Below are 18,850 nucleotides of genomic sequence, written 5' to 3'. Positions count from 1 at the left end.
CCCAGGAAGGAATGCAGATGACCCAGTTCGACGAGATGCTCGCATCCGTACCGGCGCACCTGAGGGCGGAGCTGCTGCGCCGCCTCGCCGGCGAGTCCGCCCCCGCGGAGCAGCCGATCCCCGCCGCCCCCCGCGAGGGCCTGCCGCCGATGTCCTCGGCGCAGGAACGGCTCTGGTTCTCGGCCGAGTTGGAGCCGGACAGCGCCGAGTACAACTCGCTGCGCGCGCTGCGGCTGCGCGGCGGGCTCGACGCCGCCGCGCTCGGCGCCGCCCTCGACCGCGTCGTGCGCCGGCACGAGATGCTGCGCACCACCTTCGACGCGGTCGACGGCCGCGGCGTCCAGGTCGTGCACGAGCCCGAGGACCGGCCGCTGCCGATCGTGGACGTGTCGGGGCCCGACGCCGAGGCCACCATCGACCGCTTCCTCTCCACCGAGGTGAACACCCCGTTCGACCTGCGCCGCGGACCGCTGCTGCGGGCCACCCTGCTGCGGGTGGACGACCGGGAGCACGTGCTGGTGCTGGGCATGCACCACATCGTCTGCGACGGCTGGTCGACCGGGCAGCTGCTCGGCGAGCTGGCCGCCGCCTACGACGAGGCGGTCGGCGGCGGCGCGGCGGAGCTCGCGCCGCTGCCCGTGCAGTACGCCGACTTCGCCGTCTGGGAGCGCGGGCGCTCCGCCGTGGTCGAGGAGCAGCTCGACTACTGGCGCGACCGGCTCGCCGGGATGCGTACGGCCGACCTGCCCACCGACCGGCCGCGGCCGCCCGTCCGCACGCCCGCCGGCGCGACGCTGGCGCTGGAGGTCCCCGCCGACGTGCTGGGCCGGCTGCGCGAGCTGAGCCGCGGGCAGGACGCGACGCTGTTCATGGCCCTGGTCACGGCCACCAAGGTGCTGCTGGCCCGGTACTGCGGCGAGTCCGACGTGGCGGTCGGCACCGTCACTCTGGGCCGGCAGCGGCCCGAGCTGGAAAGCCTGATCGGCACCTTCATCAACACCGTGGTGCTGCGCTCCCAGGTCGAGGAGTCGCTGTCGTTCACCGAGCAGCTCGGCCGGGTGCGCACCGGCCTGCTCGAGGCCTTCGCCCACGACGAGGTCCCCTTCCAGCGCCTGGTCGACACGCTGCGGCTCGACCGGGACGCCTCCCGCCCGCCGCTGGTGCAGGTGATGGTCAACCTGCAGAACATGGCCGACACGCTGCCGGCCTTCCGGGGGCTGGAGGTCACCGAGATCCAGCCGTCGGTCGACGTCGCCAAGCTGGACCTCACCTTCGACTTCTACGAGGACGCCTCCTCGCTGGTCTGCTACCTCGAATACAGCACCGACCTGTTCGACCGGTCGACCGTCGAGCGGCTCGGCGGCCACCTCGTCACCCTGCTGCGCGCGGTGGCCGACCAGCCCGAGGCGCCGCTCGCCGACCTGTCCATGCTCCCGGCCGACGAGCTGAGGACGCTCACCGCCGACTGGCAGGCGCCGGCCGCCGCGGCGCCGTCCGCGCGGACCCTGCACGGGATCTTCGACGAGCAGGCGGCCCGCACGCCCGACGCCGTCGCGGTGAGCGACAGCAGCCGCCGGCTCACCTTCGCCGAGCTGGGGGAGCGGGCCAACCGGCTCGCGCACCACCTGGTCGCGGCGGGCGTGCGCCCGGGCGTGCTGACCGGCGTCTGCCTCGACCGGAGCGTGGACGCGATGGTCGCCCTGCTCGCCGTGCTCAAGGCCGGCGGCGCGTTCGTGCCGCTCGACCCCGAGCACCCCGCCGGGCGGCTGACCATGATGCTCGGCGACGCCGCCGCCCCGGTGCTGATCACCGACTCGGCCGCCGTCGGCGACGGCCCCTGGACCACGGTCCGCCTCGACACCGACCACGAAGCGATCGCCGCCCACCCCGCCACCGCGCCCGCCGCGGCCGCCGGGCCGGACGACCTCGCCTACGTCGTCTACACCTCCGGCTCGACCGGCCGCCCCAAGGGCGTGATGGTCAGCCACCGCAACGCCGAGCACATGATGCGCGCCTGGGACGACCGCTACGACCTGACCGGACTGCGCGGCCGCAGCCTGTCGGTGTCCAGCCTCGCCGTCGACCTGTTCCTCGGCGACTTCCTGATGTCCGCGATGTACGGCGGCGAGATGGTGATCTGCCCGATCGAGGTGATCGCCGACCCGCCCGCGCTGGCCGCGCTGATCGACGAGGTCCGCCCGCAGCTGCTGGTGACCACCCCGTCGCTGGCCAAGGCGGTCGCCCAGGAGCTGGCCTGGACCGGACGCCGCGCGGACTCGCTGCGCGTCCTCGCGGTCGGCTCGGAAGCCTGGCTGGCCGACGACGCCGCCGCCGTCCTGGACCTGCTCCCGCCCGACGCCGTCGTCACCAACAACTACGGCGCCACCGAGACGACCGTGGACTCCACCACCTTCCAGCTGCGGGCCGGCGCGCTCGGCGACACGGCCGTCGTGCCGATCGGCCGACCGCTGCTCAACACCCGCACCTACGTGCTCGACGCCGCACTGCGCCCCGTCCCCGTCGGCGTGCCCGGCGAGATCTGCATCGGCGGCGGCGGGGTGGCCCAGGGCTACTGGAACCGTCCCGAGCTCACCGAGCAGCGCTTCATCACCGACCCGTTCTCCGACGGACGGCTCTACCGCACCGGCGACATCGGGCGCTGGCGGCCCGACGGCAACCTGGAGTACCTCGGCCGCGCGGACGACCAGGTCAAGGTCCGCGGCTTCCGGGTGGAGCTCGGCGAGGTCGAGGCCGCCCTGCTGCGCCACCCCGGCATCACCGCGGCGGCCGCCGCGGTGCGCCCCGACCCGGCCGGCCGCGACCGGCTCGTCGGCTACCTGGTCGCGGACGGCGCCGCGCCCACCCTCACCGAGCTGCGCGCCTTCCTCGCCGGGATCGTGCCCGACCCGGCCGTCCCCTCCGCACTCGTCGTCCTGGACGAGCTGCCGATGACGCCGAGCGGCACACTCGACCGCAAGGCGCTGCCGGCGCCCGCGGCCACCGAGCACACCGCCGGGAACCACGTCCCGCCGCGCAACCCGACCGAGGCCGCGCTCGTCGCGGTCTGGGCCGAGGTGCTGGGCCTGGAGCCCGGCACGGTCGGCGTCACCGACAACTTCTTCGAGCTCGGCGGCGACTCGATCGTCGGACTGCAGGTCGTGTCGAAGGCGCGGCGGGCCGGACTGCGGCTGACCGCCAAGCAGATCTTCCTGCACCAGACCGTCGCCGACCTGGCCGCCGTGGTCCGCACCGCGGACCAGCCGACGCCGCAGGCCGCCGCCACCGCCGCGGTCGGGGACGTGCCGCTCACCCCGGTGCAGCACTGGTTCTTCGAGCAGTACCCCGAGGGCGCCGCCCACTTCAACCAGTCGATGTTCGTCGAGCTCGCGCCCGGCACCGACCCGGCCGCCCTGCGCACCGCGGTGACGGCGCTGCTCGACCACCACGACGCGCTGCGGCTGCGCGCCGTCCGCGCCGACGGCGCCTGGCGCCAGCACTGCGCGGCCGCCGAGACGGGCGAGCCGTTCCGCACGGTCGACCTGTCCGGTCTCGACACCGCCGCCCGCGAGCGGGCGGTCGAGGAGGCGGTCACCGCCGCCCAGGCCGGCTTCCGGCTCGACGCCGGGCCGCTGCTCGCCGCGGTGCTCCTCACCGGAGCGCCCGAGCCCGACCGGCTGTTCGTCACGGTGCACCACCTCGTCATCGACGGCGTCACCTGGCGCGTGCTGCTCTCCGACCTGGAACTCGCCTACGAGCAGGCGGCGCAGGGCCGCACGGTCGTACTGCCGGAGAAGACCACCGGCTTCCGGGAGTGGGCGACCCGGCTGACCGAGGCGGCAGCCTCCGGCCGCTTCGCCGCCGAGCGCCCGTACTGGCAGTCCGTCGAGGCCGCGTCCGCCGCCTGCCGGCCGCTGCCCGTCGACCGCGAGGCACCGGACACGCTCGCCGACGCCCGTACGGTCGAGGCCGGTCTCGACGCCGAGCTGACCCGCGCGCTGCTGCGGGACGTCCCGGCGGCGTACCGCACCCAGGTCAACGACGTGCTGCTGACCGCACTCGCGGCGGTGCTGACCGGCTGGACCGGCGGCGAGGCCGTCGCCGTCGAGCTGGAGGGCCACGGCCGCGAGAACCTCTTCGAGGACGTCGACCTGTCCCGCACCGCGGGCTGGTTCACCACGCTCTTCCCGGTCGTGCTGCCCGTGCCGGGCGAGGACTGGGGCACCCGGCTCAAGGCCGTCAAGGAGACCCTGCGCGCCGTCCCCGAGGCGGGCATCGGGTACGGCGCCCTGCGCTACCTGACCGGGGACGCCGGGCTGGCCGGCGGCCGCTGCCAGGTCGGCTTCAACTACCACGGCCACTTCGACGTGGCCACCGGCGACGGCGTGCTGCGCGGCTGGAAGCCCAGCCCGGTCCCGGACCGCAGCGCCGACCTGGCCCGCCCGAACCTCCTGGAGGTCACCGGGATGGTCCGCGACGGCCGGCTCGAGTTCTCCTGGGAGTACTCCGCCGCGCTGCACGACGACGCGACGGTCGCTGCCCTCGCGGCACGGTTCACCGCCGCGCTCGCCGAGATCGTGGCGCACTGCGCCCAGGCCGGCGGCTGCACCCCGTCTGACTTCCCGCTCGCCGGGCTCGACCAGGCCGGCGTCGACCGGATCGCCGGGGACGGCCGCACGGTCGAGGACGTCTACCCGCTCACCCCGATGCAGAGCGGCCTGCTGTTCCACTCGCTCGACGCGCACGAGGACGACATCTACTTCACCCACCTCGGGCTGGTCCTCGACGGCGTCACCGACCCCGCCGTGCTGGTCGAGGCGTGGCAGCGGGTGGTCGACCGGAACCCGGTGCTGCGCACCGCGATCGCCGACGCCGAGGGCGGACGCCCGCTGCAGGTGGTGCACCGGGACGTCCGGGTGCCCGCCGTCGTCGAGGACTGGTCGGACCTGACCGAGGCGCAGCAGCAGGAGCGCATCCGCCTGCTGGCCGAGGCCCCGAGCGCGCCGCTGGACCTGTCGCGCCCGCCGCTGCTGCGGCTGCACGTGGCCCGGCTCTCCGCCTCCTCTGTCCACCTGCGCTGCTCCTCGCACCACATCCTGCTCGACGGCTGGAGCTTCGCCGACGTGCTCGGCGAGGTCTTCGTCGAGCACGCCCTGCTCAGCGGACGCGAGGTCGCGCCGCCGCCCCCGCGCCGTCCGTTCCGCGAGTACGTGCGCTGGCTCGGCGAGCAGGACACCGCCACGGCGCAGGCGTACTGGACCGGACTGCTCGACGGGTTCACCGGGCCCACCGCGCTGCCCTTCGACCGCACCCCGCTGCGCTCGCACCAGTCCCGCGACACCGGCCACCTCGACCTGCGCCTCACGGCGGAGGAGACGGAGCGGCTGGAGGGCTTCGCCCGCGAGACCCGGGTCACCGCCAACACCCTGATCCAGGGCGCCTGGGCGCTGCTGCTGTCCCGCTACAGCGGCGACCGCCAGGTCTGCTTCGGCACCACGGTGGGCGGCCGGCCCGCCGACCTGCCGGGCTCCGACGAGATGGTCGGCCTGTTCATCAACACCCTGCCCGCGCGGCTGACCGTCTCGCCCGACAGCGACCTGCGCACCTGGCTGCGCCAGGTCCAGGAACAGCAGCTCGACGGCCGCCAGTTCGAGTACGTCTCGCTCGCCCAGGTGCGGAACTGGGCCTCGGTCCCGGCGGGCACCGAACTCTTCGACAGCTGCGTGGTCTTCGAGAACTTCCCGTACGACGAGAACGCCGCCGAGCGCCACGGGCTGGGGGTGCGGGAGCTGGCGGGCCTGGAGACGTCGAACTTCCCGCTCACCTGCGTGGCGCACCTGGTGGACGGGCTCCACATGCGGCTCGGCTACGACCCGCGGCTGTTCGACGACGCCACCGCGGCCCGCTTCGCCGACCACCTGCTCGGCATGCTCGAGGCGATGGTGACGGCACCCGGCGGCACCACCCTGCGCGACCTGCCGCTGGTCCGCGGCGCCGAACTCGACCGGCTGATCGGGGAGTTCAACGGCACCCCGTCCGGCTACCCGGAGCGGTGCCTGCACGAGCTCTTCACGGAGGTCGCGCGCGAGCACCCCGACCGCCTCGCGGTCGTCGCCGGCGGCACCCGGCTCAGCTACGCCGAGCTGGACGCCCACTCCGACTGGCTCGCCCACCACCTGGTCGGGCTGGGCATCGGTGCGGAGGTGCCGGTGGGCATCTGCCTGCCGGGCGGCGCCGAGATGATCACCGCCATGCTCGGCACCCTCAAGGCGGGCGGTGTGTGCGTGCCGATCGACCCCGGGTACCCGGCCGAGCGCCTCGCCTTCCTCTTCCGCGACTCGGGCGTCCCGGTGATGCTGACCAACGCCGCCCTCGCGCCCGGCCTGCCGCAGACCGGCGCCGAGGTCCTGCTGGTCGACGACCTGCGGCCGGAGCCCGTCGCCGGGCCGCCGGTCGCGGGCACCGTCCCGGACAACCTCGCCGTGCTCACCTACACCTCGGGCTCGACCGGCACGCCCAAGGCCAGCATGGTCACCCACCGGGGCCTCGTCCGCCTGGTGCGGGCCGCGGGCGAGCACACCTTCGGCGACGCCACCAGGATCGCCCAGCACCACTCGATCTCCTTCGACGCCGCCCAGAACGAGCTGTGGCAGGCACTGCTGATCGGCGCGACGCTGGCGGTGCGCCCCGGCGACTTCCACTCGGTCGACGAGCTCGACAAGTTCCTGGGCGAGAACGACGTGGAGGCGATGTCCTTCGCGGCGGGCTTCTTCCACGCCGTCGCCGACACCGACCCGGGCATCCTCGCCGGGCTGAAGACGGTCGTCGTCGGTGGCGAGGCGCTCTCCGCGGCGCACTGCGAACGCGTCCTCGAGCGGCTGCCCGACCTGCGGATCGTCAACGAGTACGGGCCCACCGAGTGCGCGGTCACCTCGACCTGCTTCCCGGTCGAGCGCGGCGGGGTGTCCGGACGCACCGTCCCCGTCGGCCGGCCGACCGCGGACGCCCGGGTCTACCTGCTCGACCGGGACCTCCAGGTGGTGCCGGTGGGCGTGCCCGGGGAGGCGTACCTCGCCGGCGACGGCGTCTGCCGCGGCTACCGCGACCGGCCCGGCCTGACCTCCGAGCGCTTCCTGCCGGACCCGTTCGGGGCGCCCGGTTCGCGGATGTACCGCACCGGCGACCTGATGCGCTGGCGTCCCGACGGTACGCTCGAGTTCGTCGGCCGCACCGACGACCAGGTGAAGCTGCGCGGCTACCGCATCGAGCTCGGCGAGGTCGAGCAGGCGCTCGCCCAGCACCCGGGCGTGGCGGGCTCGACCGTCATCGTCCGCGAGGACCAGCCGGGCCGCCGGCGCCTCGTCGGGTACGTGGTCTCCGAGCTGGAACCGGCCGAGCTGACCGCGTTCCTCGCCGCCCGGCTGCCCGAGTACATGGTCCCGGCCGCGTTCGTCCGGATGGAGCGGCTGCCGCTCACCGCGCACGGCAAGGTCGACCGGCGCGCCCTGCCGGAGCCGGAGTCCGCGACGGCCGGCCGGGACTCGGTGGAGCCCCGCACCGCCGAGGAACGCACCATGGCCGCGATCTGGGCGGAGACGCTCGGGGTCGAGAAGGTCGGGGTCACCGACGACTTCTTCGAGCTCGGCGGCGACTCCATCCTCAGCATCCAGGTCGTGTTCAAGAGCCGCCGGGCGGGACTGCAGGTCTCCTCCAGCGACCTGTTCCGCCACCCGACCGTCGAGCAGCTCGTCGCCGCCGCCGGCCAGGACCGCCAGGTCGCCGCCACCCAGGAGGCCGAGGCCGGCGAGGTGCCGCTCACCCCGATCCAGCACGCCTTCTTCGCACGCAACACGGCCGCCCCGCAGCACCTCGTCCAGTCGATCCACGTCGAGCTCGCCGAGGGCGCCGACGAGACGGCGCTGCGCGCGGCGCTCGACGCGGTCGTCGCGCACCACGATGCGCTGCGGATGCGGTACGAGCTCGACGAGCAGGGCCACTGGTCGCAGTGGAACCTCGAGGCCGAGACCGGCGAGCTGGTCGAGCGCCACGACCTCTCGGGGCTGCCCGAGGAGGAGCTGCTCCCGGCCATGGACCGGCTCGCCGCGGCGGCCGACACCGGCTTCGACCTGACGGAGGGCCCGCTGCTGCGGGCGGTCCTGTTCGACCTCGGCGCGGGCCGGCGGGCGCACCTGCACCTGACCGTGCACCACCTCGTGATCGACGCGGTGTCCTGGCGGGTCATCAACCACGACCTGGACCTCGCGTACCGGCAGGCGCTCGACGGCGTGCCGATCGACCTCGGCGCCAAGACCTCCTCGTTCCGGCAGTGGGCCACCCGCTTCGCGGCGCACGCCGCCGCGGGCGGCTTCGCCGACCAGGCCGCGCACTGGGACGCGGTGCCCGAGGCGGCGCCGCTGCCGACCGACGGCCCCGGACCGAACGTGGTGTCCTCGCGGCGGATCATGCCGGTGCGGCTGGAGCGGGAGGAGACCGCGGCGCTGCTGCACGTGGCACCGGGCAAGTTCCGGGCCCGGGTCAGCGACGTGCTGCTCTCCGCGCTGGCCTGGACGATGTGCCGCTGGTCCGGCGACGACCGGCTGGTGATCGAGATGGAGGGACACGGGCGCGAGGAGATCTTCGACGACATCGACCTGTCCCGCACCGTTGGGTGGTTCACCAGCTCGTACCCCGTCGCGCTGGAGGTGCCCGGACGGGCGCAGGCCGAGGCCGACTGGCCCGCCGTCGTGCGCTCGGTGCGCCGCTGCCTGCGCGCCGTTCCCGGCAACGGCATCGGCTACGGCGCGCTGCGCCACCTCGCCGGGTCCGGCACGCCCGCGGCGCCGCACACGCCTCCCGCGGTGTCGTTCAACTACCACAGCCAGACCGAGGAGATCACCCAGACGGCCGACCGCTCGCTGTTCCACGCCTTCCACGAGGAGATCGGCCAGGAGCAGGACGGGCGCGAGCTGGCCGAGCAGGCGCTCGAGGTGGTCGGCGCGGTCGAGGGCGGCCGGCTCGGCTTCGACCTCTACTACTCCGTCAACCTGCACGAACCCGAGACGATCGCCCGGGTCGGCTCCGAACTGGTGGCGGCGCTGCGCTCGATCGCCCACCTGTGCGACCCGACCCTCGGTACGGAGGATGCCCGATGAACGAGTTGCTCACGGAGCTCGCGCTCCGGCACGGCGTGCCCGGCGCCCAGCTGGCGATCTGGCGCGACGGCCGACTCCTCACCGCGGAGACCGGTGAGGCGGAGGCCGGATCGGGACGGCGGGTGACGGCCGAGACGGCGTTCCCGCTCGGCTCGCTCACCAAGCCGTTCACCGCGACGCTCGCGGCGATGCTGGTCGCCGACGGCGACGCGGACCTGGACGAGCCCCTGGCGGACCAGCTGGGCGAGCTGCGCGCGGGCCCGAAGTTCACGCTGCGCCAGGCGCTCAGCCACACCGCGGGCCTGGCGGCGAACACCGCCGAGCTGCCGCCCGGGACCACCCGCGCCCGGTGGCTGGCCGGCCACGCGTCCCAGCTGGTCGTGCACGAGCCGGGAACGGTCTTCTCCTACTCCAACCCGGGCTACCTGATCGCCGGCCGCCTGGTCGAGGAGATCACCGGGCTGGACTGGACCGAGGCCATGGAGGCGATGCTGCTGCGCCCGCTGGGGCGCGACGCCGCGGTGCCGACCGCGGTGGGCCACCTGGTGCAGCCGGAGGGCGCGCCCCGGCCCATCCACGAGCAGTCCGTACCGCCGCTGGAGGACCCGGCCGCCGGCCTGAGCCTCTCCGCCCGCGACCTCGCGGTGTTCGGCGCCGCGCACCTGGGCCTCGGCCCGGGCGCGGACCTGCTCGACGCCGCGACGGCACGGGCGATGCGCGAGGACGTCACCGAGGGGCTCGCCGTGGACGCCTACGGGCTGGCGGGCGGCTGGGGCGCCGGATGGTCGCGGTACGGGACCTGGTTCGGCCACGACGGCACCGGCGACGGCGCGTGGAGCCACCTGCGCGCGAACCCGTCGACCGGGACGGTGGTGGCGCTGACCGCCAACGGCAGCACCGGCGCGCGCCTGTGGGAGTCGCTGCTCGGGCGGCTGGACCAGACCGGCCTGGAGGTCGGCGACCACCCCCGGGACACCGGCGAGGTGGAGCCCGTGTCGGCGCCGCAGTGCGCGGGCCACTACGTGAACGGCGACTGGGAGTGCCGGGCCGAGGCCGACGGCGGCGAACTGCTGCTCTCGGTCGCCGGAGCGGCGCCGGTGCGGCTCCTGGTCGGCAAGGACCTCTCCTTCCGCACGCCCTCGGACGGCGGCCCGCGCGCGGGGATGCCGTACCTCGGGCGGTTCCTGCGCGACCGGGCTACCGGTGACGTCGACCGGGTGCAGATCACCGGCCGGCTCTGCGTCCGGCAGGGCTAGCGACCGGCACACGGCGAAGCGGCGGGCCCGTTCGAACGGGCCCGCCGCTTCGCCGTTGTCCCGGTCCGGCCCTTTCCGTCCTCGGCCGCCGGTGCGGCAGCCGTCAGGACGCTTCCAGGTAGGTCAGCACCGCCCGGACCCGCCGGTGCCCGGTGTCGGTCTCGGTGAGTTCGAACTTCGCGAAGATGTTGCCGATGTGCTTGTGCACGGCGTTGTCGGTGATGGACAGCTTCTTGGCCAGCGTGGCGTTGTCGTGCCCCTCCGCCATGAGCGCCAGCACCTCCCGCTCCCGCCGGGTGAGCGTGGACAGCGGCTGGGTCCGCCTGGCGAGCAGCTGGGTCACCACGTCGGGGTCGAGCGCCGTGCCGCCGGCGGCCACCCGGTCGAGTGCCGCCAGGAACTCGTCGACCCGGCTGATCCGGTCCTTGAGCAGGTAGCCGACGCCGCCCCCGCTGCCGGAGAGCAGTTCGGAGGCGTAGGTCTGCTCCACGTACTGGGACAGCACCAGGACCGGCAGGCCCGGGTGGAGCCGCCGGGCCTCGATCGCCGCCCGGATCCCCTCGTCGCGGAACTGCGGCGGCAGCCGCACGTCGACGATGGTGGCGGTCGGGCGGTGCCGGTCCACCGCGGCCAGGAACCCCTCGGCGTCCCCGGCGACCTCGGCCACCTCGTACCCGTAGCTGGTCAGCAGCAGCTCCAGGCCGGTGGCGAGCAGGACGTTGTCCTCGGCGATGACTATCCGCACGGCAGCTCCACGGTGATGGTGGTGGGGCCGCCCACCGGGCTGACGACGGTGACGGAGCCGTCGAGGGCCTGCGCGCGGCCGCGCAGTCCGGCCAGTCCGGTGCCGCCGTTCTCCCGCGCGCCGCCCACCCCGTTGTCGGTGACGACGACGGTCAGCACGTCCTCGACGCACCGCACCCGCAGCCCCGCCTCGGTGGCCCGGCTGTGCTTGGCCACGTTGGTCAGCGCCTCGGTGACCACGAAGTAGGCGACCGCCTCGATGGCCGCCGGGATCCGCTCCAGCTCGCCGATGTCGAGCGAGACCGGCACGCCGCCGCGGGCGGCGACGGTGCGCAGCGCTCCCGGCAGTCCGCGGTCGGCGAGGATCGGCGGGTAGATGCCGCGGAGCACCTCGCGCAGCTCGACCATCGCCTCCTCGTTGACGTCGGACGCCTCGCGCAGCATCCGGGCGACGGTGGCCGGGTCGCGGTCGAGGCACCGCTGGGCCACCGCGAGCCGCATGGCGATCGCCACCAGCCGGGCCTGGGTGCCGTCGTGCAGGTCGCGCTCGATCCGCCGCAACTCGGCGCCGTGTGCCTCGAGCGCGTCGATGCGGGTACGGGTGAGCGCGGCCACACGGTCGGCGAGCACCTGGGTGCGCGAGGACGAGAGCACGGCGAGGGTCAGGCGGGCGTACGCCGTGGCGAGCACCGGCAGCCCCAGGCAGCCGACGGCGAGCAGGATCGTCCCCGCCGAGGGACCGGCGGCGACGTCGTCCCAGCCGATCACCGGGAGGTCCAGCGTCCTGCCCGGGCCGCCCCGCAGCGGAAAGGCCCAGGACAGCGGCACCGATGCCACGATCAGCAGCGCGTTGCCGACGCAGAGGACGGCGGCCAGCCCGCAGAGGAGGCCGGCCGTGACGTGCACGGTGAGCCAGTACACGTACCGGGAAAGGGTGATGCGCTGCGCGCGGGCCGGGCGGCCCAGCAGGCGGCCGGCCCGCTGCCGGTGCCAGTCGGACCACGCCTGACGCATGCTCGGGTGACAGAGCAGCAGGAACGACAGAAGGCTCATGAGCGCGGTGCCGAATTCCCCGACCAGATAGACCGCGGCCCGCACCAGTGATGTCCACGCGCGGAGAACCGGAGCACAGTGTGACGCTACGCGCATTACAGCGGACTGTAGTTCTTTCGCTGCGGTAGAGGGTATGGGCGCATCAGTGCCGGAGGCCATAACATGCTGCTCAGGCCGAGTGTCCGAAGCCGGAGAAGGGGGAAATCGGCCCACCTCCGCCGAAAGGGAAGGGGGACGGCGGACCGGTTGCACTACCTACCTCCCGAACGTTGAAAGAGATCAGCATGATTGACCATCGTCCGGCTCTGCAGCTGTGTCACGTCGGCACGATCGGAGCCGGGGGCATCGAGTCCGGATATGTGATCGAGAATGTGAAATTCGCATGCGAGGCCGGAACGTGGACGGCGCTGGCCGGGCCGGCCGCCGCGGACAAGACCAGCGTCCTGCGGTGCGCCGCGGGGCTGGACCCGGTGTCCGCGGGCGAGGTCCGGCTCGCCGAGGGCCTGCGCCTCGCGCACGTCGGGCTGCGCCCGGTGGCGGAGCAGCTGGCGGCGGTCGGCACGCTCGCCGCGGTGCTCGACCGGCTGCCGGCCCCGGCGGTCGAGCTGCTGCGCGAGGCGCTGCACCGGCTCGACCTGTGGGAGGAACGGGACACTCCCGTGGGCGAGTTGACGGAGCGTCGGCAGCGGGCGGCCGCGGTCGCGGTCGCGGTGGCCGAGGCCCCTGACGTACTGCTCGCCGACAACCTCACCAGCGGACTTCCGCCCGCGGAGGCGTCGGCGATCCTGGACCTGCTGCGCGACCTGGTGGACCGGCACGGGCTCTGTGTCGTGGCCTCGGCCGCGGACCTGGCCGCGCTGGAACGGGCTGACGCGGTGGTGCTGTTCGCCGAGGGCCGCGTGGTCGAGACCCGGGTCATGCCGTAACGCGGCGGCGACCCGGGTCATGTCTTGGCGCTGCGCAGACCCGGACTGCCCCGCAACCCGTCCGCCCGCGGGTGGCCGGAGTTGCCCAACACGCGGGTGAGCTCGGCGGGCAACTCCCGTTGCAGGAGCGCGAGTCCGAGCGGGGTGAGCGTGTGCATCGCGGTGGTGCGGTTGCGCAGGGTCGTGATCAGGCCCGCCTCGCGCAGCACGGTGGCCTGCTTGCTGGCGCCGGAGAGGGAGATGCCGAGCCGGTCGGAGAGGTCACCGGTGGTGCCGCTCTCGGACAGCGCGCGCAGGGCGGCGGCACGGGTGGCTCCGACGAGGGCGGCCAGTGCCCGGTCACCCTCGACCTCGGACTCCTCGGGAGCCGACTCCAGGTCGTTGAGGTCCAGGGGCACCGAGAAGACCAGCGCGGGCACGCCGGACTGCCGCTCGGAGCGGACGAACACGCAGGTCTTGGCGGGGAGGAAGAGCGAGGGGCTCAGGATCAGTCCGCGCCCGTCGAGCTTGATGTCGAGATCGAGGTCGGACGCGATGTGCAGCGCCGAGGACTCCCAGGTCACCTTGGGGTGCAGTCCCGCGAGCAGGAACTCGATGCCGTTCGTGATGGCCATCCGCCCGCGGACGTCGCGCTCGATCTCCAGCCGGGCCTGCATCCGGGACCAGTAGGGCAGGATGCCGGCGCAGCAGAACAGGACGACCGCCTGGGCGAGGCTGCGGGCGCGGGCGCGCACGGCCGACGGCACCGAATCCGCGTCGGGTCCGTCTCGCTCGAGCAGCCACAGGAGGTCGGGGACCACCCGGTACTCGGACACCACCTTGTCCACGGCGGACAGGTCGTCGCCGAGGCGCTCGCGCACGACCCTGTGCCAGCCGCCGCCGCCGCGAGCGCGGTCACGTCCGAAGCGGTGAAGTGCAAAGACTGCTTCGGACATCGGTCCTAATGTATGGACCATTCTTAACCGCTGAATGTCTTCGCTGGTTACGTGAATGCGTAACACTGCCACCCCCGTGTCACACCCGATGCGCTATGGCACGTGCAGCCTAAGGGCGTGTCGCCAGCGGTGGCAAGATCGAGTTGTTTCGATTTCGTTCGGAACCAGTGATAGTGGTGGCGTTGATCTTCTTGATTGCTTATCGACCCACTCTTGACCTGCCGTTTCTCTCGGATCCGCGTTCGGATCGCGAACTGGTTGGCGAATGCGCCCCGTGCGCTCCGGGCCGCGCCGGTGTGCGCGCGGCCCGGGCTGTCGCGCGGGTGGGCGCGACCTGCCCGGGCCGGCGCCGGAGGCCGACGCGGCTGCCGTGACCTGCCATTGGGTGAACGTACAGGTGGCGGTCACCTGGGAGAACGGTTCCGGCTACCGCCCCCTGGTGTGCTTCCTGGGTGGTACCGGCGGGGCGGCACCCGTCAACGCGGCGGTCCGTCGGGCTCGCATTGTCGACGTGTACTCGACAAGACTACCACCGGCTCCACCCGCGCCACCGCTCGCGCCACGTGCTTCTCGCGAGATCATCCGGATTGCGATCATCCGGAAACGATCTTCAGTAGATGACCCGGGACTCCGCCGTCAACCGTGTGTGCCGGGACTTTCGCAGATCGCGGGTGATATTCAGTCGACGCAGCCAACGGTCGGTTCCGTCGAATCGCGCCTGGAAGGGCTTACGGCCGTGAACCACGCGATAGTTGTCAATGAAAACTATATCGCCGGGGGTCAGGGCCACTCCGCCCATCGCGTTGTCCAGCGCCTCCCCGATCACGTCCAGCGCCCGCTGCTCCTCCTCGCCCTGCACGCCCTGCATGTAATAGGGGTCCAGCCGGACGTACGGGTCCTTCGGCGAGCCGAAGAGGACCGCGACCGGCTCGGGGGACTCCATCGCGCTGTCCACCCGCTCGGCGCTGCGCCGCTGGAGCTCGGCCACCTCGGGGTCCACCTCGCCGCCGGCGACCTGGTTCTGCGGGCGGTGCGAGTCGTCCGGCAGGATCTTGTAGCGCTCCTCGGCCAGGGCCGCGCGGGTCGCGTCGTCGAGGCGCACGTCGGCGATGTCGGCGAAGGTCGTCTCCACCGAGTCGGGGTTGCGCAGGCACATCAGCGCCAGGTAGTCGGTGCGCAGCGGGTGGAAGGCGTCCTCGGTGTGCCAGGCCAGCGTCTCCGCGCTGCCCCAGCCGATCTGCCCGTGCTCGTGGGCGCGGATCGGGAAGATGTCGTGCATGATCCGCCCGTCCTGCTGGGTGGCCCAGCCGATCGGCTCGCCGAGCAGGCAGCTGATCAGCAGGAACGGGATATCGGTGCGCAGCGTCGCGTCGGGCGCGTCCTTGTCGCGCCAGTCCGACGGGGTGAGCCCGAGCGCCGCGTCGTCGACCGGCAGCCCGGACACCACCAGCACGCCCGAGGGCTCGGTCAGCTTGAAGTCGACCAGCGACGTGCGGAGTTCGCGAGGCAGCTCGTGCGCGTAGACCTGGGCGGCCCGGTGCAGGGCCGGGTCCTCGATGGACGAGAAGCGCCCCGCGACCTCCGCGGTGACCTTCTCGATCGCGACGATGTCCTCGTCGCGCAACTGCAACTTCAGCATCTTCTTCCTCTTCCTCCGTTGTCGGTGGTCAGGAGTGCGCCGGCTGTCGCTCGGCTGACGGACGGGGCAGCGCGAGGCGGCGCAGGGTCGGGTTCAGGGTGGCGCCGGCGGCGACGGCGACCAGCAAGGCGGCCGCGCCCAGGATGCTCAGGGAGCCGTTCCGGGTACCGGTGGACAGCACGCCGGCGACGACCGGGCCGGCCGTGGCAGCCAGTTCCGAGCCGAGACCGACCAGTCCGGACAGCCGCCCGCGCAAGCCGTCGGGCACGGCGGCCAGCTGACAGGTGATCACGGTCGTGTTCGCGATCGGCATCGCCATCGCGGCCACGCCCAGCAGGATGCCGAGCGGCAGACCGCGGGGTGCGTACGCCATGACGGCGGCGACGGCGGCGAAGACCCAGGTCGAGCCGATGACCAGCGCCCCCGGTGACAGCTGCGCCGCGTGCAGGCGGTCGGCGGCCAGGGCGCCGACCAGGCCGCCCGCGCCGAAGCAGGTCATCATCAGGCCCATCTGCCCGGGCGCGACGTGGTCCTCGCCCGACACGATGAGGACGAGCACGACCAGGGTGTGGAACGAGAGGTTCACCCCGACGATCCAGGCCATCGTCACCCGGATGGTCCGGGTGCGCAGCAGCACCCCGAACCCGCCGGGCGCGGCGGCGCCGGCCGCGCGCGTGTCGCCGTCCGGGGCCTCGCCGGCCGGCGGCGCGGCGGCGCGGCGGGGCAGGTGCAGCGCCGCCAGCGCCACGAACGACACCGCGAGCGCCGAGGTGTTCAGCGTGAACGGCAGCACCTCGTGCAGCCCGAACGTGAAGCCGGCCAGCGCCGGACCGATCAGCAGCGCCGCGAACGGCCGGGCCGCGTTGCGGGCCATGGCCTGCGGCAGCTGCTCCTGCGGCACGACCTGGGGCAGGGCCGCGTTCTCGGCCGGGACGAAGATGCCGGCGGCGGCACCCTCGACGACCGCGACGAGCAGGACCTGCCAGAGCGGGCAGTCGCCCATCAGGACGGTGACGGCGACGCTCAGCATCGCCGCCGTACGGACGCCCTGGGCCACCACCATCACCCGCTTGCGGTCCACCCGGTCGGCCAGCGCCCCGGCGGGCAGGCTGACCAGTGTCCGGGCGCCGGCGAGTACGGCGGCGACGCCGGAGACGGCGGCCGCCGAGCCTCCGTGCGCGAGCAGGAGGAGCGGGAACGCGATGTACGCGATCTCGGCGGCCATCTCGGAGAGGAACATGCCGGACCAGAGGATGCGGTAGTTCCGGTTGCGTGGCAGGGGTGTGGTCATGCCGTGGCTTCCTTTGTGACGGCAGCGGACGTCACCGAGTGTTCCGGCGCAGTGGTGGCACTCGCCATGTTGTTGACCCGTGGACGAAACTACGAGGCCAGCCGCCTCCCCGGCCCGGGCGCGGGCCACGGCCTGCACAATGTCGGCACGGTTCAAGTTCGTTGAGGACGGAGGTGCGCCCCTCGATATTTAAGGGCTGAGTCGTGCCCCGCATCCGGCACGGCAGCGAGCGACGACGGCAGGGAGTCCCCCTCATGACCTTCGCGACAGCGACAGCTTCCCCGGAACAAGAGGCGTCCAAGCCGCCGGAGGGGTTGACCCCCGTGCCATGGCGGCCGGTCGGGCTGACCGCCGCCGCGATGACGGTGTTCCTCCTCGTACTGGCGACCCGGCACGGCTACCACGTCGACGAGCTCTACACCCGGGTGGCCAGCAGCCACCTCGCGTGGGGCTACATCGACCAGCCGCCGCTCGTCGCGCTCGTCGGCAAGATCGAGATCGCGGTGTTCGGGGACAACCTCTTCGGCTTCCGCGTGGTGCCGGCGCTGCTGGCCTCGATCGCCGTGGTGCTCGCCCCGCTGATCGCCCGTGAACTGGGCGGCGGCACCCGGGCGCAGAAGATCGCGGCGTTCATGGCGTTCGCCTCGGGCCTGGTCATGTTCACCGGCCACATCATGGGCACCAACAACTGGGACGAGCTGTCCTGGATCGCGTCGGCCTGGCTGCTGATCCGGCTGGTGCGCACCGGCGACACCCGGCTGTGGTGGGCGATCGGCGCCGTGGTCGGCGTCGGCCTGACCGCGAAGTACCTGGTGGTCCTCCTGCTGCTCTGCCTCGGGGCCGGTCTGCTGGCCTTCGGCCCGCGGTCGGTGTTCCGCACCTGGCGCTTCCCGGCCGCCGTCGGCCTGGCCGCGGTCATCGCCTCGCCGGTGCTGATCTGGCAGGTGACGCACGGCATGCCGCAGCTGGAGATGAGCGCCGCGCTGTCCAAGGCGCTGGACACCCTCTCCCGCAGCACCTTCCTCCCGACGCAGCTCCTGCTCATCGGCCTCTTCCTCAACCCGGTGTGGATCGCCGGCCTGGTCGCCCTGCTGCGCCGTCCCGAGTGGCGCCCTTACCGCTTCATCGGCTGGTCGTACCCGCTGATGTGCGTCGTGCTGCTGGTCATCGGCGGGCAGGGCGCCTACAACACCTCGCTGCAGTACGTCCTCCTCGCCGCCGGCGCCGTGGTCGTCGACCGGTGGGCGCGCAACGTCAGGCGGCTCTGGGTGCTCGGCGGGCTGGCCGGGCTCAACTTCACGATGTGCGCGGTCCTGATGCTGCCGACGCTCCCGATCAACACCTACGCCGACAACCCGGTCCTCAAGGAGCTGGCCATCGTCCAGTTCGACCAGGCCGGCTGGCCCGAGCTGACCCGGCAGGTGAGCGACATCTACCACTCGCTGCCGGCGGAGGAGCAGGTGCGCACCGTCGTCTACGGCAACCACTACGGGCAGGCCGGCGCGATCGACAAGTGGGGTCCGACGTACGGCCTGCCGAAGGCGTACAGCGGCCACAACTCGTACGCCGACTTCGGGCGGCCCACCGACGACAAGACGACCGTGATCACCATCGGCGCCGACCCGAAGCTGTTCAACCAGCTCTTCCAGTCCTGCGAGGAGCGCGGCCAGTACAAGAACGAGCTGCCGGTCTCCGACAACGACCAGAAGTTCATGGTGTGCCGCGGCCCGCAGAAGCCCTGGGCGCAGATGTGGGAGCAGCTGCGCTGGATCGGCTTCCAGTGCCCCTACACGGCCGAGGCGATCACGGCCGACAGCCCCAAGGGCTGCGAGGACTGACCCGGTAGGGGAGGACGTC

General features: G+C 73.2%; 9 protein-coding genes. 4 read left to right on the top strand and 5 right to left on the bottom strand.

The window, feature by feature from the left end; translation table 11 throughout:
- Positions 1-17: 17 nt before the first annotated feature.
- Both ACZ3TI_RS23170 and ACZ3TI_RS23165 read left to right on the top strand, forming a co-directional pair.
- Positions 18-9,149: an amino acid adenylation domain-containing protein gene (locus ACZ3TI_RS23170; RefSeq protein ID WP_465729068.1), complete on the top strand. Its 9,132-nt coding sequence runs from the start codon at positions 18-20 to the stop codon at positions 9,147-9,149.
- On the top strand, positions 9,146-10,405 hold the full coding sequence (locus ACZ3TI_RS23165) for a serine hydrolase domain-containing protein (protein ID WP_465729066.1): 1,260 nt from the start codon (positions 9,146-9,148) through the stop codon (positions 10,403-10,405). The genes ACZ3TI_RS23170 and ACZ3TI_RS23165 overlap by 4 nt, the downstream gene beginning before the upstream one ends.
- 103 nt (positions 10,406-10,508) lie before the next feature.
- Here ACZ3TI_RS23165 and ACZ3TI_RS23160 read toward each other — a convergent pair whose 3' ends face one another.
- Together ACZ3TI_RS23160 and ACZ3TI_RS23155 are read right to left on the bottom strand one after the other, a co-directional pair.
- Complete coding sequence (locus tag ACZ3TI_RS23160; protein ID WP_465729064.1) at positions 10,509-11,150, bottom strand: LuxR C-terminal-related transcriptional regulator; 642 nt, start codon at positions 11,148-11,150, stop codon at positions 10,509-10,511.
- On the bottom strand, positions 11,141-12,202 hold the full coding sequence (locus tag ACZ3TI_RS23155) for a sensor histidine kinase (protein ID WP_465729062.1): 1,062 nt from the start codon (positions 12,200-12,202) through the stop codon (positions 11,141-11,143). The genes ACZ3TI_RS23160 and ACZ3TI_RS23155 overlap by 10 nt, the downstream gene beginning before the upstream one ends.
- Positions 12,203-12,573: 371 nt before the next feature.
- Here ACZ3TI_RS23155 and ACZ3TI_RS23150 point away from each other — a divergent pair, with 371 nt between their 5' ends.
- Positions 12,574-13,128 carry an ATP-binding cassette domain-containing protein gene (locus tag ACZ3TI_RS23150; RefSeq protein ID WP_465729060.1) on the top strand — a complete coding sequence of 185 codons (555 nt, stop codon included), beginning with the start codon at positions 12,574-12,576 and terminating at the stop codon, positions 13,126-13,128.
- 17 nt (positions 13,129-13,145) lie between these two features.
- Here ACZ3TI_RS23150 and ACZ3TI_RS23145 read toward each other — a convergent pair whose 3' ends face one another.
- The 3 genes from ACZ3TI_RS23145 to ACZ3TI_RS23135 form a co-directional block, all read right to left on the bottom strand.
- Complete coding sequence (locus ACZ3TI_RS23145; protein WP_465729058.1) at positions 13,146-14,063, bottom strand: ArsR/SmtB family transcription factor; 918 nt, start codon at positions 14,061-14,063, stop codon at positions 13,146-13,148.
- Between the two features lie 610 nt (positions 14,064-14,673).
- The gene (gene gntD, locus ACZ3TI_RS23140) at positions 14,674-15,702 is read right to left on the bottom strand and encodes a guanitoxin biosynthesis L-enduracididine beta-hydroxylase GntD (RefSeq protein WP_465729056.1); all 1,029 of its coding nucleotides are present in this window, start codon (positions 15,700-15,702) and stop codon (positions 14,674-14,676) included.
- A 28-nt stretch (positions 15,703-15,730) separates the two neighbouring features.
- Positions 15,731-16,993, bottom strand: coding sequence for an MFS transporter (locus ACZ3TI_RS23135; protein ID WP_465729054.1), 1,263 nt, complete (start codon positions 16,991-16,993; stop codon positions 15,731-15,733).
- Positions 16,994-17,316: 323 nt separating this feature from the next.
- Here ACZ3TI_RS23135 and ACZ3TI_RS23130 point away from each other — a divergent pair, with 323 nt between their 5' ends.
- Entirely contained in the window at positions 17,317-18,831 is a 1,515-nt protein-coding gene (locus ACZ3TI_RS23130) for a glycosyltransferase family 39 protein (protein WP_465729052.1), read from the top strand.
- Positions 18,832-18,850: the final 19 nt, after the last annotated feature.

It is taken from the genome of Kitasatospora sp. NPDC023120 (assembly GCF_055560835.1).
This window is presented reverse-complemented; position numbering and strand designations above follow the sequence as displayed.

Bases quoted from the DNA above. Each gene is read 5' to 3' on its own strand.
- ACZ3TI_RS23170 (WP_465729068.1), top strand. From the start codon at position 18: ATGACCCAGTTCGACGAGATGCTCGCATCCGTACCGGCGCACCTGAGG.
- ACZ3TI_RS23165 (WP_465729066.1), top strand. From the start codon at position 9,146: ATGAACGAGTTGCTCACGGAGCTCGCGCTCCGGCACGGCGTGCCCGGC.
- ACZ3TI_RS23155 (WP_465729062.1), bottom strand. From the start codon at position 12,202: ATGAGCCTTCTGTCGTTCCTGCTGCTCTGTCACCCGAGCATGCGTCAG.
- ACZ3TI_RS23145 (WP_465729058.1), bottom strand. From the start codon at position 14,063: ATGTCCGAAGCAGTCTTTGCACTTCACCGCTTCGGACGTGACCGCGCT.
- gntD (WP_465729056.1), bottom strand. From the start codon at position 15,702: ATGCTGAAGTTGCAGTTGCGCGACGAGGACATCGTCGCGATCGAGAAG.
- ACZ3TI_RS23135 (WP_465729054.1), bottom strand. From the start codon at position 16,993: ATGACCACACCCCTGCCACGCAACCGGAACTACCGCATCCTCTGGTCC.